This is a genomic window from Streptomyces sp. NPDC025721, from assembly GCF_055558595.1.
Genome location: NZ_JBVHMF010000040.1, coordinates 1 through 13644, shown reverse-complemented (window position 1 = coordinate 13644; position 13644 = coordinate 1). Strand labels below are relative to the sequence as shown.

The following is a 13644-nucleotide window of genomic DNA, read 5'->3' as shown; positions in this document are numbered from 1 at the left end:
TTGGGCATACCCGGGGGCAAATCATGCCGCGGGAATACGCCATGGCACAGGCGCGCCTCCATACCCCTTACGTAGGCGCCATCGCCCGTACGTAGGAAGGGAGTTGGGCCGTGACAGTCACATTCCGCGGCGCGCCGGGGACGACGGTCCGGGGACTGTTTCAGCCGACGGCCAGGTCCTGGAGGCCGACCACCTTGAGCAGCCGCAGCCGCTCGTACGCGGCGCTGCCGGGGCGCGCGGTGTAGACGATCAGCCGCTGGTCGTGCTCGGGGCTGAGCAGCACCTCGCAGTCCAACTCCAGCTCCCCGACGACCGGATGGCGGAAGCGCTTGGTGTCCGAGCGGCGCACCGCGACCTCGTGGTCGTCCCACATCCGGGCGAACTGCGGGCTCTGCGCCCGCAGTTCGGCGACGAGCGCGGCCGGGCGCGGGTCGTCGGGGCGGGCCGCGAGCACGGCGCGCAGATTCGCCACATGGTGACGGGCCAGCGTCTCGTGGTCCTCCTCGGGGAACAGCGCGCGGGCGGAGGGGTCGGTGAACATCCGCCGTACGACATTGCGCAGCGCGGGCGGCCGCGCCGACACGTCGCCGAGCAGGGCCGCGGCCATCGCGTTCTGCGCGAGGACGTCGCCGAAGTCGCTCACCACCTGCGCGGGCGTGTCGTGCAGCCGGTCGAGGACCAGCAGCAGCCCCGGCCTGACGTGCCCGCTGCCGCCCGCCTCGCGCGGCGGCTCCTCCCCCGACAGGTGGAACAGGTGGTCCCGCTCGTCCGCGGTCAGCCGCAGCGCGCGGGCCAGCGCGGTGAGCATCTGGCGCGAGGGGCGCGGGCCGCGGGACTGTTCGAGCCGCGTGTAGTAGTCCGCCGACATCCCGGCGAGCTGGGCGACCTCCTCGCGGCGCAGCCCCGGCGTGCGGCGCCTGACCCCCTCGGCCAGGCCCACGTCGGCGGGGGCGAGGCGGGTGCGGCAGCGGCGCAGGAAGTCGGCGAGCTCGGGTCGGTTCACCCTTCCAGCATGCGTCCGCGCGGCGCGGCTATCCAGGGAGTGCCACTCCCCGGATAGAGAGGTCTCTGCCGCCCGCGCTCCGGGCCGCGCAGGGTGGGAGACAGCGGCGGAACACCGGGTCCCGCCGCAGGTCCGCACCACGAGGAGCACCCCATGAAGATCCTGGTCACCGGCGCGACGGGACAGGTCGGACGCCGGTTCGTACCCCGCCTGCTGCAACGGGCGGGGACCGCCGACACCGTACGCGTCCTGGTACGCGACGAGGCGCGCGCCGAGCCCTTCACCCGGCTCGGCGCGGAGGCGGTGGTCGGCGAGCTGCGTGACGCCGACGACGTCCGCGAGGCCGTGTCGGGCGCCGACGCCGTGCTCAACATCGCCGCCGCCTTCCGCGGTGTCCCCGACGAGGAGGCGTGGGCCGTCAACCGCGACGCCGCGCTCGACCTCGGCCGCGCCGCCGCCGACGCGGGCGTGGGCCGTTTCGTGCAGGTCAGCACCACCTTGGTGTACGGCGCGGGCCGTGGCCGACCGGCCGTCGAGGACGACGAGACGCTGCCCGGCGCCTCCCTGTGGGGCGCCTATCCCGCCGCCAAGCGCGAGGCCGAGGTCGGGCTGCTCGCCCTCGGCCGCGACAGCGGGGTCGACGTGCGCGTCGGGCGGCTCTCCTTCGTCTACGGCGAGGGCGATCCGCACCTGCCGCAGGCGCTGCGGTGGGCCCAGGACTGGCCCGCCCACCGCCGGATGTCCATGGTCCACCACGCCGATGTCGCCCAGGGCCTCCTGCGCGTCCTGTACGCCCCCGGTGTGGCCGGGCGGATCTACAACATCACCGACGACGCGCCGGTCACCGCCCTCGACATCCACTGGATCAACGGGGCCGAGGTGCCTGCCGGTATGGCCGACCGCCCCCTCGCCGACCCCTGGGAGGGCATCTCCTCCCCCCTCCGCATCCACCACGAGCTGGGCTTCCGCCCCCTCCACCCCACCGTCTGGTCCGCCGCCGCGGCGGGCGCCCTCTAAGCGGCGCGTCCGGTGCCGCACCCGCACAGGCGCGCCCGCCGGCGAACTCTGATCCGCACGGGTGGTGCGGGCGGTGAAACCGGTCGCGCCGCGGGCTCGGGGGTGGAGCGGGCCGGGAGGGTGGGGGGATGCGGACGACGGACGAGGATGTCGCCTCGGTGGTGGGGCGGATGCGGCGGGTGGGGGGCCGCCGCGACGGACTGGGCGTGTTCAACGCCGTGTACGTGGAGGTGACACGCGCGGTGGGGCGGCAGTTGGCCGCGAACGGTTTCGAGGACGCCGAGACGGCGGCCCGGTTGGCGGTGCGGTTTGCGAACCGCTACCTCAAGGCCGTCGAGGACGACGCCGGGGGAAGGCAAGCGCCGGCGTCCTGGCGGCCCCTGCTCCGTATGCGCGCCCACCGCGACATCCACCCGCTCCAGTTCGCGCTGGCGGGCGTCAACGCCCATGTCGGCCACGACCTTCCCCTGGCGGTGGTCGACACCTGCCGCGCCACCGGCTGTGAACCCCCCGCCCTGGCCGCCGACTTCGACCGCGTCGGCGAGATCCTGACCGCCGTCGAGGAGCGCGTGCGCGAAGAGCTGATGCCCGGCCCCGACCTGCTCGAACTCGCCGATCCGCTGACCCACGTCGTGGGTTCGTGGAGCCTGGACCGGGCGCGGGACGCGGCCTGGGCGGCGGCCCGGCTGCTGTGGGCGCTGCGCGACAGGCCGGACGCGTACGAGGAGTGCGTGCGCCGCCTGGACGCGGGCGTCGGCCTGATCGGCCGCTGCCTGCTCACGCCGGTGGGCCGTCGCAGCTGACGTACGGGCCCCGTGCTCAGTCCTCCGGCAGCAGCACCGGCGCGATCTCGTCGTAGCGGTCGCCGGGACCGGGATTCAGCGGGTCAGTCGCGCCGCCGAGGTGCCGCATGACACCCCACACCGCGTTGAGCGCGGTCTGCACGGCGCCCTCGGCCCAGCCCGCGGTCCAGGAGATGTCGTCGCCCGCGAGGAAGATGCCGCGCTTGTCGGCGGGCAGCCGGTCCTGCATGAAGTGGGTGAACAGCCGCCGCTGGTACCGGTAGTGGCCGGGCAGGTTGGCCTTGAACGCGCCCATGAAGTACGGCTCGTTCTCCCAGGAGACCGTCACCGGATTGCCGATGATGTGCCTCCTGATGTCGACGCCCGGGTAGATCTCGCCGAGCGACTTCAGCATGACCTCCATGCGCTCGTGGGCGCTGAGCGGCAGCCACTTGAGGCTGTCGTCGCACCAGGTGTACGACAGGCAGATCGCGGCGGGCCGGTCGGGTCCGTCGTCCAGCAGGTACGTGCCGCGGGTCATCCGGTCGGTGAGCGTCATCGACATCAGGTCGCGGCCGGTCCGCGGGTCCTTGTCCAGCCAGAACGGCCGGTCCACCGGCACGAAGAGCTTGCTGGACTCCATGTAGTGGGTGCGCTCCATCGCCGTCCAGTGGTCGATCGGGAAGAGCGAGTCGTCGCAGGCGATCTTGGACAGCAGCAGCCAGCTCTGCGCGGTGAAGACGGCGGCGCGGTACGTACGGATGTCCCCCGACGCGTCGGTGACGGTGATCCGGTTGCCCGCGGTGCGGTGCAGCCCGGTCACGGCCGGGCGCGGCCGGCCGTCGCGGGCGGCGTGCAGCGAGCGCAGCGAGGTGCCCTTCGGCCAGTGCACGGTCTTGTCGGGCTCGCGTTCCCACAGTCGCAGCGGGAGCTGCTGCGAGCCGCCGACGATCCCGCGGTGGTCGTCGTCCGCGCCGGTGTAGACGACCCGCAGGATCTCCAGGATCGAGTTGGGGAAGTCGGTGTCCCAGCCGCCGGTGCCGAAGCCGACCTGCCCGAAGATCTCCCGGTGCCGGAAGGACGCGAAGGCCGGGGAGTCGCACAGGAAGCCGTAGAAGGTCTGGTTGTCCAGCTTCTCGACCAGCGCCGACCAGATCTCCCGGATCACGGGGATGTCCCGCTCGCGCAGGGCCCGTTGCATCGCGGAGAAGTCGGCGCCGTCCTCCAGGCACGCGTTCCAGGCGTGCATCACCTGGTGGTAGACCTCGGGAAGGTCGTCCACCGAGGTGGCGTAGTGCGACTCGCCCTTGAGGTCCACGACGGTCGAAGGCGTGCCGGGCGCGAGCGGGTTGGGGAACGGCTTGGTCTCCAGGCCCACCAGGTCCACGTAGTGCTGGAAGGCGGTGGACGAGGGCGGGAAGCGCATGGCGCCCAACTCCGCGGTGAGGCCGGGGTCGCAGCCGTCGAAGCCGACCGTGCGCAGCCGCCCGCCGATCTGGTCCGCCTCGTAGACGACGGGCTTGAGGCCCATCTTCATCAGTTCGTACGCGGTGACGATGCCGGACAGGCCGCCGCCGATCACCGCGACCTCCGTGCCGTGCTCGGTGGGCGGCACCGCGCCGAGGCCCGCCGGGTGCGCCAGGAAGTCGTCGTAGGCGTAGGGGAAGTCAGGCCCGAACATGGTGACGGGCGGCTGCTCCTGGGCTTCGGCGTGCTGCTCGTCGTGGACCGCGGTGGGCACGGACGTCATGGGGCGGCTCTCCTGGCTGAACTGGCGTGCGGGAAAAGGGGGGTTACGGGCGCTCGCGGGGCACTCCGGCGCGCGGGCTCAGCCGAGCGCGCGGTACAACTCCGGGCGGCGGTCGGCCAGATACGGCGTCTCCGCGCGGGCGGCGTCGATCAGCGCCGGGTCCACATCGGCGAAGACCAGTTCCTCGCCGGTCCCGGCCCGCGCGCGCACCGCGCCGTCCGGTCCGACGAGGCAGCTCAGCCCCGCGAAGTGGTAATCGCCCTCGGCCCCGCAACGGTTGGCGTACGCCAGGTGCAGCTGGCTCTCGTACGCGCGGGCCGGGACGAGGGTGTGCGGCACGAATTCGTACGGCCGCATCAACGCGGTCGGCACGACGAGGAGTTGGGTGCCGCCGAGCGCGTGCGCCCGTACCGCCTCGGGGAATTCCACGTCGTAGCAGATCAGCAGCCCGATCCGTACGCCGTCGACGTCGGCCTGTACGACGGGTGTGTCACCGGCGGTGAAGGCGGACCGCTCGAAGTCCCCGAACAGGTGTGTCTTGCGGTAGTTGGCGAGCGGGGCGCCGTCCGGGCCGATCAGCCGCGCCGCGTTGTGCACGGCCGTACCGTCCCGCTCGGGGTAGCCGTAGACGATGGCGATCCCGTACCGGGCGGCGATCTCCGCCACCCGCCGCGCCGACGGTCCGTCGGCCTCCTCGGCCAGCGCCGCGAGGCGGTCGCCGACCGCGTAGCCGGTCAGCGACAGCTCGGCCGTCACCAGCAGCCGCGCTCCCCCCTCGGCGGCCCGTCGAGCCGCCTCCTCGAACCCGGCGAGCGCCGCGTCCACCGACTCGGGTACGCCGCCCGGCCCCTGATACAGCGCAGCGCGCAACGGTGCCATGGGTCTCTTTCGCCTGTTCAGAGGGGGTGTACGGGACTCCTTCGACAGTACGGTTCCGTGCGCGGCGGCGGCAAGACGCGATCATTGCGGCTCCTGCCGCTGTTCGTTGCGTCTTCTCCGGCACTACCGGCGATTCGTTGCGCCGGATCGCCGCTGAGGGGCTCGCGGGGCGCGAGCTGAGGGGCTCGCGGGGCGCGTCCTGGGGGCACGGAAGCGGGCCCTCACCCCGGGATTCAGGGGTGGGGGCCCGCTCGCGTGGTGCGGTGAGGCCGTTCGACCGGCCGTCAGGTCGGTTCAGCTACCGAAGCGGCGGTCCTTGCGGCCCTGCTCACCCTCGTAACCGCTGGTCTCCTCGGTGGTCGCGGGGCTCGTGTCGGTCTCGATCCGCTCCTTGCGGACCCGGCCGTGCACGGTCTTCTGCTCGACGTGCTCGTCGACGCGCATGCGGACGCGCTCCTTCGGCACGACCTCGGTCTCGATGATCGCCTTGTCCTCGTGGAGGGTGACGACCTGTTCGGCCTCGCTGATGTCGCCCGTACGGCCCGCGGCGGTCTTCGGGTCGATGGGCTCACGGACGAGGTGGACCTCTTCGTGCCGGATCGGCACCGTCTGCTCGACTTCCTCGACGTCCACGACCTTGTGGAGCCGCGCCTGGCCGATGGTCTCCCGCTCGACCCGGACGTGCATCTCCTCCTCGGAGCGGATCATGGTCTCGCTCTCGGGGTCGAGACCGTCCGCGGCGAGGCGCTGCGGTGCGCCCGAGGCCATGGCGGGCGTGTCCTTGCCGGTGGAGGCGACCGGCGCGCCCGCGCGGGCCGCGGCGGTCTTGTCGGTGCTCGGCGCTCCGGTGTCCGCGGTCCGCGCGTGACGGCCCGCGGCGGTGCCCGCGGCCACTCCGGCGGCACCGGCCGTACCGGCGGCGGCTCCGGCCTTCGCGTCGCCGGTCCCGGCGCCCTGCCCGTTCGCGGCGCGGCCCACGGACCCGCCGGACCTGGCTTCCATGCCGTAGTAGCGGTAGAGGTTCTGCTCCTCCGACGCCGAGAGGTGTCCGCCCGAGTCCACGTCCACATTGGGCGCGCCCTTGACCTGGTCCTTCTCGTACGGAACCTCAAGATGGTCCTCGACCAGGCGGGCGGCACGCGTCGGCACGAATGTCTCGTTGTTGCCGAAGAAACCGGTCTTCACCGCGACCCACTCGACTTCGCCCGTGGCGTCGTCCAGGTACAGGTGGGCGGCTTCGCCGATCTTCTTCCCCTGAGCGTCATGCACCGCATGGCCCATGACCTTGGGAATCTGCTCACGCGTGATCATGTCGCCTCCTTCGTGCTGCCGGGGCCGATCTGGCCTCAGTACCCGTTGTACCCCGATCGGGTGACTTCAGCCACAATTCGCATGATTTGCGACATTACCCAACTTATGCCTCGGCAGGCGCACTCCGCGCTCTCACTCCGGGGCGCCTCCGCCGTAGCGGCGCAGCAGCGGGGAGAGGATCAGCACGGATTTGGTGCGGGTCACGAACGGCTCCCCCGCGATCTTCTCCAGCACCTGCTCGAAGTGCCGTACGTCGGAGGCGAAGACCTGGACCACGGCGTCCGCCTCACCGGTGACGGTGGAGGCGGACGCGACTTCCGGGTAGCGGGCGAGGCCGCGCCTGATGTCGCCGGGCGAGGTGTTGTGGCGGCAGTACAGCTCCACCAGCGCCTCGGTCTGCCAGCCGAGCGCGGCGGGGTCGACCCGTACGGTGAAACCGGTGATCGCGCCCGCCGCCAGCAGCCGGTCCACGCGGCGTTTGACGGCGGGCGCGGACAGGCCCACTTGGGCGCCGATGTCCGCGTAGGACCGCCGGGCGTCCTCGGCCAGGGCGTGCACGATGCGTTCGTCGAGATCGTTGAGCGGCTTCACAGCTCGCAGGATAGAGACATCTCCGACGACTCGGGACCAAGGCCCCCTGGCGACACCGGGACGGGCACCGGCGAAGGCACCGGTACCGGCGCGGCCACGGGCACCGGCGAAGGCACCGGCGCCCGACCGCGCGTCAGTTCCAGCTCGCGTGCAGCGGCTTGCCCTCCGCGTAGCCCGCCGCGCTCTGGATGCCGACGATCGCCTTCTCCGCGAACTCGTCGAGCGAGGCGGCCCCGGCGTACGTGCAGGAGCTGCGCACCCCGGCGATGACCGAGTCGATCAGGTCCTCGACGCCCGGCCGGGCCGGGTCGAGGAACATCCGCGAGGTGGAGATGCCCTCCTCGAACAGCGCCTTGCGCGCCCGGTCGTACGCCGACTCCTCGCTCGTACGGTTGCGGACCGCGCGCGCCGAGGCCATGCCGAAGGACTCCTTGTACAGCCGCCCGTCGGCGGCCTGCTGGAGGTCGCCCGGCGACTCGTACGTACCGGCGAACCAGGAGCCGATCATCACGTTGGACGCGCCCGCCGCCAGCGCCATGGCGACATCGCGCGGGTGCCGGACGCCGCCGTCGGCCCAGACGTGCTTGCCGTGCTTGCGCGCCTCCGCGGCGCACTCCATGACGGCGGAGAACTGCGGGCGGCCGACGCCGGTCATCATGCGGGTGGTGCACATGGCGCCGGGTCCGACGCCGACCTTGATGATGTCGGCGCCCGCCTCGATCAGGTCGCGGACGCCCTCGGCGGCCACGATGTTGCCCGCCACGATCGGCACCCGCGGGTCGAGCGCGCGCACGGCGCGTACCGCCGCGAGCATCGACTCCTGGTGGCCGTGCGCGGTGTCGACGACCAGGGTGTCGACCCCGGCGTCCAGGAGCTGCTTGGCCTTGCCCGCCACGTCGCCGTTGATGCCCACGGCCGCGGCGATCCGCAGCCGCCCGTTCGCGTCGACGGCGGGCTCGTACAGCGTGGCGCGCAGCGCGGCCTTGCGGGTCAGGATGCCGACGAGCAGGCCCTCGGCGTCCACAGCCGGGGCCAGCTTGCGGTGCGCGTCCTCCAGCCGGTTGAACGCCTCGCGCGGGTCGATGTCCGCGTCGAGCAGCAGCAGGTCCCTGGACATGACCTCGGAGAGCTGCGTGAAGCGGTCCACGCCGCTGAGGTCGGACTCGGTGACGACGCCGACCGGCCGCCCGTCCTCGACCACCACGCCCGCGCCGTGCGCCCGCTTGGGCAGCAGGGACAGCGCGTCGGCGACGGTCTGGGAGGGGGCGAGCGTGATCGGGGTGTCCAGCACCAGATGGCGCTGCTTGACGTAGGCCACGACATCGGCGACGACGTCGTGGGGGATGTCCTGCGGGATGACGACGAGGCCGCCGCGCCTGGCCACGGTCTCGGCCATCCGGCGGCCCGCGATAGCCGTCATATTGGCCACGACCAGGGGGATGGTGGTGCCCGTCCCGTCAGGGGACCTGAGGTCCACACCCTGGCGGGAACCGACCGCGCTGCGGCTCGGCACCATGAAGACGTCGTCGTACGTCAGGTCGTACGGCGGCCGAATATCGTTGAGGAATTTCACGCTGTTGCTCCCACCTGCGGCTTTGCCTTGCAGGCGAGCCGAAGTCAGCACGGAACCAGCACGGTGGCGCTGGTCAGTACCTCGTCCATCACACGCTTCAGCTTGTCGTCCGAGCCCGGGGTCAGGTGACCATAGATGTCCGCGGTTATCTGAATTGTAGAGCGCCCCGACCAGCGGGAGACCTCCAGGAGGGACACCCCGTCGGGGTCGCCGCGCAGGGGCCTGCCGGAGGAGGTCCGCGGCGTACCGGAGCGAGCAGGCTGAATATGTCAGTCTGCGTGGTCGATACACGATGAATGACATAATCGCATGGCATCATGGCCTTTCGGACGGCCGGCAGGTGTGAGCGATCGGGGACCCGTATGGAGGCCAAGGGCTACGGCCACGCGGGAGCGCGCATTGATGTCACAGCGCTGATCCGAGCCGAGCTGCCGCACCTGACGGGCTCACTGCGGAAAGTGGCCGAGCTGGTGCTCGCCGACCCCAACTCCGTGATCGGCTGCTCGGCCGCCGAGCTGGGGCGGCGCACCGGCACGTCCCAGCCGACGGTGACGCGGTTCTGCCGTGCGGTGGGCCTGGAGTCGTACCAGCATCTGCTGATCGAACTGGTCCGTGAGAGCGCGCGCGGCGACGAGCCCGCCTGGGGCACCTCGGAGATCGGGCCGGACATCTCCCCCGACGACGACTTGCGGCGGGTGGTCACCGTCGTCGGCCAGGCAGATCTCGGCGCGGTGCAGCGGACGTTGGACACCATCGACCTGGCGTCGCTTGAGCGCGCGGCCCAGGCGGTCGCCCGAGCGCGGCGGATCGACGTGTACGGCGTCGGCGGCAGCGGCGCGGTGGCGGTGGAGACCGAGCTGCGGCTCTTCGGGATCGGATGCGCGGTGCGCGGGTGGAACGAAGTGCACGCCGCCACGACGTCGGCGGCCCTGCTCACCCCGGCCGATGTCGCCATCGGCATCTCTCACTCCGGATCGACCCGGGAGACGATCGAGCCGTTCGAACTCGCCCGCGCGCGGGGCGCCACCACAGTGGGGATCACCGCCGACCACAGGTCACCGTTGGCGCGGGCCGCTGAGGTCCGGCTGATCTCCGCAACCGCAGAGACCTCCTTCCGCGCCGGCAGCATCGGAGCCCGGCACTCGGTGCTGGTGCTGATCGACTGCTTGTACGTGCGCGTGGCGCAGCTGTCGTACGGCCGGGCCAGCGCGTCCATGGCGCTCACCGGGCACATCCCGGGCGACCACATGGTGAAGGGGCGCCGCGGGCGCTGAGTTTCAGCGCGCTGAGTTCAGTGCGCCCGAGTTTCAGTGCGCCCGAGTTTCAGTGCGCCGAGTTCAGTGCGCCGAGTCCGTCTGCCGATACCGGGGCGCGGGCGCGGCGGTGCACGCCGCATCCTGCATGATTCATTCATCATTTCTGCGCATCGTGGTTGATTGAACCACCACCGTCTGCCAGCATGTGTGCGTCCGCCACGGTCGCCGGTGCACCGATGGGACCTTCAGCCCCCTCCCCGCTCCCGCGTTCCAACGATCGGAGTAGGCCATGCCAGAACAGAACTCCTCAATCTCCAGCGCTTCACAGCCGATGCACCGCCGGACGCTGCTACAGGCCGCGGGCCTGGGCGCCGGCGTACTCGCCGCGGGCGGACTGGCCGCCAACCGGGCGGCGGCCGCACCGGGGCCCGGCGACCCGACCGCCGGGGCGCTGAGTTCGGTGGATTCCGGAGACGGCACGCACGCCGCCGACGCGGCGGACTCTTCCGCCGCGAGCGTGGACCTTCCGCTCACCGGAGGGCCGGACTTCCCGATCGGGCTGTTCTGGCCGCCGCACCCGTACGAGACCACGCTCGACCGCTACCAGGAGATCAAGGACGCCGGGTTCACCTTCCTGATCACCGGCAACTACCAATTCGATCCGCAAAGCGGCGGCTACGCCTTGCAGATGGCCGACCAGGTGGGCCTGAAAGTGCTGATCTCGGGCGACCCCCGGATCCAGGCGATCGCGCAGTACCTGTCGGTCACCGATGACCGGAGCGTGCCGTCCTCGCTCACCACCGCTGACGCGACGTCATGGGTGCGTGCGGCACTGGCCAGTTACGCGAACCACCCCTCGCTCGCCGGGTTCAACGTCTTCGACGAACCGGCCCAGTCCAGATTCCCTACGGTCGGGGCGCTCACCGGCATCGTGCGTGACGTCGCACCGGGGCTGCTGCCGTACTCCAACCTCGTGCCGGGTAACGGCCCGGACTACGCGGCCTTCGTGCAGGCGTACATCGACACCGTCAAGCCGCCGCTGATCTCGTTCGACCGGTACCCGATCCTCACCGACGGCATAGACCTCAACTACTTCGACAACTGGGCGATCTACCGCGAGGCGTCGCTGAAGTCCGGGCTGCCGGCGTGGACGTTCATCCAGTCGGTCGGCTACAACAACCACCGGGTGCCCACCGCCTCGCAGTTGGCCTGGCAGACCAACATCAGCCTGGCGTACGGCTGCAAGGGCATCCAGTACTTCACCTACTGGACGCCGGACCCCGCCCGTGGCGAGGGTTTCACCAAGGCGCTGATCACCGCCGACGGCAAGCAGACCCCGCTGTACGGCGCGGCCCGCAGGCTGAACCGCACCTGGCTCCAGCCGGTCGGCCGCCAACTCAAGCCGCTCCGCTCGGAGTCGGTCCAACACGCCAACGACGACCCGCTGCCGCCGAGCGCGGTGGCCTTCACCCCGGGCGACCACCTGACCTCGGCCACCGGGGACGCCGCCGTCATCGGTCTCTTCAGGAACACGCAGGACGACGGCACCCGCTACCTGCTCGTGGCCAACCGCAACCCCGACGCCCCCGCCTCGGTGCGGCTCGGCGTCAACCAGGCGCACGTCGGAAGCGTGGCGACCTTCGAGCCGGCCACCGGCCGCTACCGCGGAGCGGCCCAGCACGGCACGCTGAAGGTCCACCTCAAAGCGGGCGCGGCGGCGCTCTACCGCCTGTCGCCGCGCTGAGTCCGGAGGCTGAGCGGCACTGGGCGGCCCCGGCCCGCCCGCACACCATGTGCGGGCGGGCCGAGCCATGCGGGGGGCACGGCCGTCGGCGACGGACGCCTCGCCGTAACGGGTCGTCCCGTACCTCGGCGCCTCGATCACGGGCCGGTACCCGCCCGACCGTTCCGATATGAGAGCCGCGTGGGACACCCGCCCCGCCGACTGACCCGCGGCGTCCCCCCGCACGGTCAACTCTCCTGGGTCGGTGATCCAGGTGACTGCCGCCGGGAGAGCTTCCGGCGGACGGCGACCCCTCGGAACACGGTCCGGGCACAACAAGATGAGGTCTGTTCGGCTGGGTAGACGCCCCCGGTGAGACACGGCGTACCGGCGTGTTGTGAGGGAGAGTCAGCTGATGCAGTTCGACGACGATGCCGCCCTGGACACCTCCGAGGTGCAGGACAACCGAGGCGGCACACGGGGCGGGATTCCCGGTGGCGGAAAGACCGTGGGCGGTGGGGTGGTAGGGCTGCTGGTCGTGATCGCCTCTGTGGTGTTCGGGGTGGACCCCGGTCTGCTCAGCTCGGGCGGCACCTCTGACAGCGCCGCGCGATCCGGCGGCTCCCAGGGCGTCGCGCCCGGCGATCTCGCGGCGAACTGCCGGACCGGGGCGGACGCCAACAAGAAGGACGACTGCCGGATCGTGGCCGTGGTCGACAGCGTCCAGGCATTCTGGAAGCAGACGGAGACAGCCGCAGGAAAGTCCTACACCCAGGCGCCGACCCTGCTGTTCACCGACAGGGTCAACACCGGTTGCGGGGAGGCGACGTCGGAGGTCGGCCCCTTCTACTGCTCCGCCGACGACAAGGTCTACCTCGACCTCGGGTTCTTCGACGAGCTCACAGGCAAGTTCGGTGCCAAGGGAGGCCCGTTCGCCGAGGCATACGTCATCGCGCACGAATACGGACACCACATTCAGGACCTCAGCGGCACCATCTCGCGCGGCAGCGGCCAGGGCGAGAACAGCGGCTCGGTGAAACTCGAACTCCAAGCCGACTGCTACGCCGGAGTGTGGGCCCACCACGCCACGACCACCCCGGACCCCGCGAGCGGAAAGCCGCTGATCACCGACCTGACGCGGTCCGACATCACTGTGGGCCTGGACGCGGCGGCCGCTGTCGGCGACGACCGTATCCAGCAGAAGTACCAGGGCAAGGTCACGCCGGACACTTGGACCCACGGCTCGTCGGCGCAGCGCCAGCAGTGGTTCACCAAGGGCTACACCTCCGGAGCCGTCTCGGCCTGCGACACCTTCGCCTGAGAGGTCAGCTCGTCCGGCCCCGTCCGCGGTGAGCGCGGACGGGACATGCCGAACACCTGATACCACGCGCGGACAAGACCGTGCGCGGCGCGGAATGAGCGCCGCGTTCCTGAACGCTGAATGTCAAATGATGTCAATGCCGCTGAATGCCACTGCCCCTGAATGCCAGTGCCGGGGTCGCCCCGGCCCGGTCGCGGGCACTGGAGCGCTGCCCGCTGGAGGTGGAACCGCTGGTGATGCGGGCGGCGCCCCAGCATTGTCATCCTGTCCCGGAATATCCGGGGTACCCGTCATCGGAGAACGTTGTCGCAATACGACTGAGCGGTGTCCGCCCCGCGAGGGGGGGAGAACACCCCACGGGCAGGGGAAAGGCGGCGGTCCAAAAGGGCCCAAAAAGAACAGCTGTCACCGGAAATCGTCGAGCGGAAAAAAAAACCC

At 71.3% G+C, this 13644-nt stretch carries 11 protein-coding genes; 5 read left to right on the top strand and 6 right to left on the bottom strand.

Annotated elements, in window-relative coordinates:
- Positions 1 to 160: 160 nt before the first annotated feature.
- Positions 161 to 1003 carry a helix-turn-helix transcriptional regulator gene (locus tag ACZ4EF_RS34585; RefSeq protein WP_355347073.1) on the bottom strand — a complete coding sequence of 281 codons (843 nt, stop codon included), beginning with the start codon at positions 1001 to 1003 and terminating at the stop codon, positions 161 to 163.
- A gap of 153 nt (positions 1004 to 1156) precedes the next feature.
- Here ACZ4EF_RS34585 and ACZ4EF_RS34580 point away from each other — a divergent pair, with 153 nt between their 5' ends.
- A complete protein-coding gene (locus ACZ4EF_RS34580) occupies positions 1157 to 2020 on the top strand; it encodes an NAD-dependent epimerase/dehydratase family protein (RefSeq protein WP_391050601.1) in 864 nt (287 codons plus the stop codon).
- 128 nt (positions 2021 to 2148) lie between these two features.
- Positions 2149 to 2823, top strand: coding sequence for a DUF5995 family protein (locus ACZ4EF_RS34575; RefSeq protein WP_355347067.1), 675 nt, complete (start codon positions 2149 to 2151; stop codon positions 2821 to 2823).
- A gap of 16 nt (positions 2824 to 2839) precedes the next feature.
- On the opposite strand, the gene ACZ4EF_RS34570 is transcribed toward ACZ4EF_RS34575, so the two are convergent.
- The 5 genes from ACZ4EF_RS34570 to ACZ4EF_RS34550 form a co-directional block, all read right to left on the bottom strand.
- Positions 2840 to 4552 carry a flavin monoamine oxidase family protein gene (locus ACZ4EF_RS34570; RefSeq protein ID WP_391050599.1) on the bottom strand — a complete coding sequence of 571 codons (1713 nt, stop codon included), beginning with the start codon at positions 4550 to 4552 and terminating at the stop codon, positions 2840 to 2842.
- Between the two features lie 78 nt (positions 4553 to 4630).
- Positions 4631 to 5431 carry a carbon-nitrogen hydrolase family protein gene (locus ACZ4EF_RS34565; RefSeq protein ID WP_355347061.1) on the bottom strand — a complete coding sequence of 267 codons (801 nt, stop codon included), beginning with the start codon at positions 5429 to 5431 and terminating at the stop codon, positions 4631 to 4633.
- A 294-nt stretch (positions 5432 to 5725) separates the two neighbouring features.
- The gene (locus ACZ4EF_RS34560) at positions 5726 to 6742 is read right to left on the bottom strand and encodes a PRC and DUF2382 domain-containing protein (RefSeq protein WP_355347058.1); all 1017 of its coding nucleotides are present in this window, start codon (positions 6740 to 6742) and stop codon (positions 5726 to 5728) included.
- Between the two features lie 132 nt (positions 6743 to 6874).
- Positions 6875 to 7333, bottom strand: coding sequence for an Lrp/AsnC family transcriptional regulator (locus ACZ4EF_RS34555; protein ID WP_355347055.1), 459 nt, complete (start codon positions 7331 to 7333; stop codon positions 6875 to 6877).
- Between the two features lie 133 nt (positions 7334 to 7466).
- On the bottom strand, positions 7467 to 8906 hold the full coding sequence (locus ACZ4EF_RS34550) for a GuaB1 family IMP dehydrogenase-related protein (RefSeq protein ID WP_391050593.1): 1440 nt from the start codon (positions 8904 to 8906) through the stop codon (positions 7467 to 7469).
- Between the two features lie 362 nt (positions 8907 to 9268).
- Between ACZ4EF_RS34550 and ACZ4EF_RS34545 the strand changes: the two genes are divergently transcribed.
- The 3 genes from ACZ4EF_RS34545 (at position 9269) to ypfJ (ending at position 13206) form a co-directional block, all read left to right on the top strand.
- A complete protein-coding gene (locus tag ACZ4EF_RS34545) occupies positions 9269 to 10180 on the top strand; it encodes a MurR/RpiR family transcriptional regulator (RefSeq protein ID WP_467508130.1) in 912 nt (303 codons plus the stop codon).
- 271 nt (positions 10181 to 10451) lie between these two features.
- A complete protein-coding gene (locus tag ACZ4EF_RS34540) occupies positions 10452 to 11906 on the top strand; it encodes a hypothetical protein (RefSeq protein WP_467508128.1) in 1455 nt (484 codons plus the stop codon).
- A 394-nt stretch (positions 11907 to 12300) separates the two neighbouring features.
- Entirely contained in the window at positions 12301 to 13206 is a 906-nt protein-coding gene (ypfJ, locus tag ACZ4EF_RS34535) for a KPN_02809 family neutral zinc metallopeptidase (protein WP_391160763.1), read from the top strand.
- Positions 13207 to 13644 lie beyond the last annotated feature (438 nt).

Excerpts from the sequence above, each read along its gene's own strand:
- ACZ4EF_RS34580 (WP_391050601.1), top strand. The coding sequence starts at position 1,157 with ATGAAGATCCTGGTCACCGGCGCGACGGGACAGGTCGGACGCCGGTTC.
- ACZ4EF_RS34545 (WP_467508130.1), top strand. The coding sequence starts at position 9,269 with ATGGAGGCCAAGGGCTACGGCCACGCGGGAGCGCGCATTGATGTCACA.
- ACZ4EF_RS34570 (WP_391050599.1), bottom strand. The coding sequence starts at position 4,552 with ATGACGTCCGTGCCCACCGCGGTCCACGACGAGCAGCACGCCGAAGCC.
- ypfJ (WP_391160763.1), top strand. The coding sequence starts at position 12,301 with ATGCAGTTCGACGACGATGCCGCCCTGGACACCTCCGAGGTGCAGGAC.
- ACZ4EF_RS34575 (WP_355347067.1), top strand. The coding sequence starts at position 2,149 with ATGCGGACGACGGACGAGGATGTCGCCTCGGTGGTGGGGCGGATGCGG.
- ACZ4EF_RS34560 (WP_355347058.1), bottom strand. The coding sequence starts at position 6,742 with ATGATCACGCGTGAGCAGATTCCCAAGGTCATGGGCCATGCGGTGCAT.
- ACZ4EF_RS34540 (WP_467508128.1), top strand. The coding sequence starts at position 10,452 with ATGCCAGAACAGAACTCCTCAATCTCCAGCGCTTCACAGCCGATGCAC.
- ACZ4EF_RS34565 (WP_355347061.1), bottom strand. The coding sequence starts at position 5,431 with ATGGCACCGTTGCGCGCTGCGCTGTATCAGGGGCCGGGCGGCGTACCC.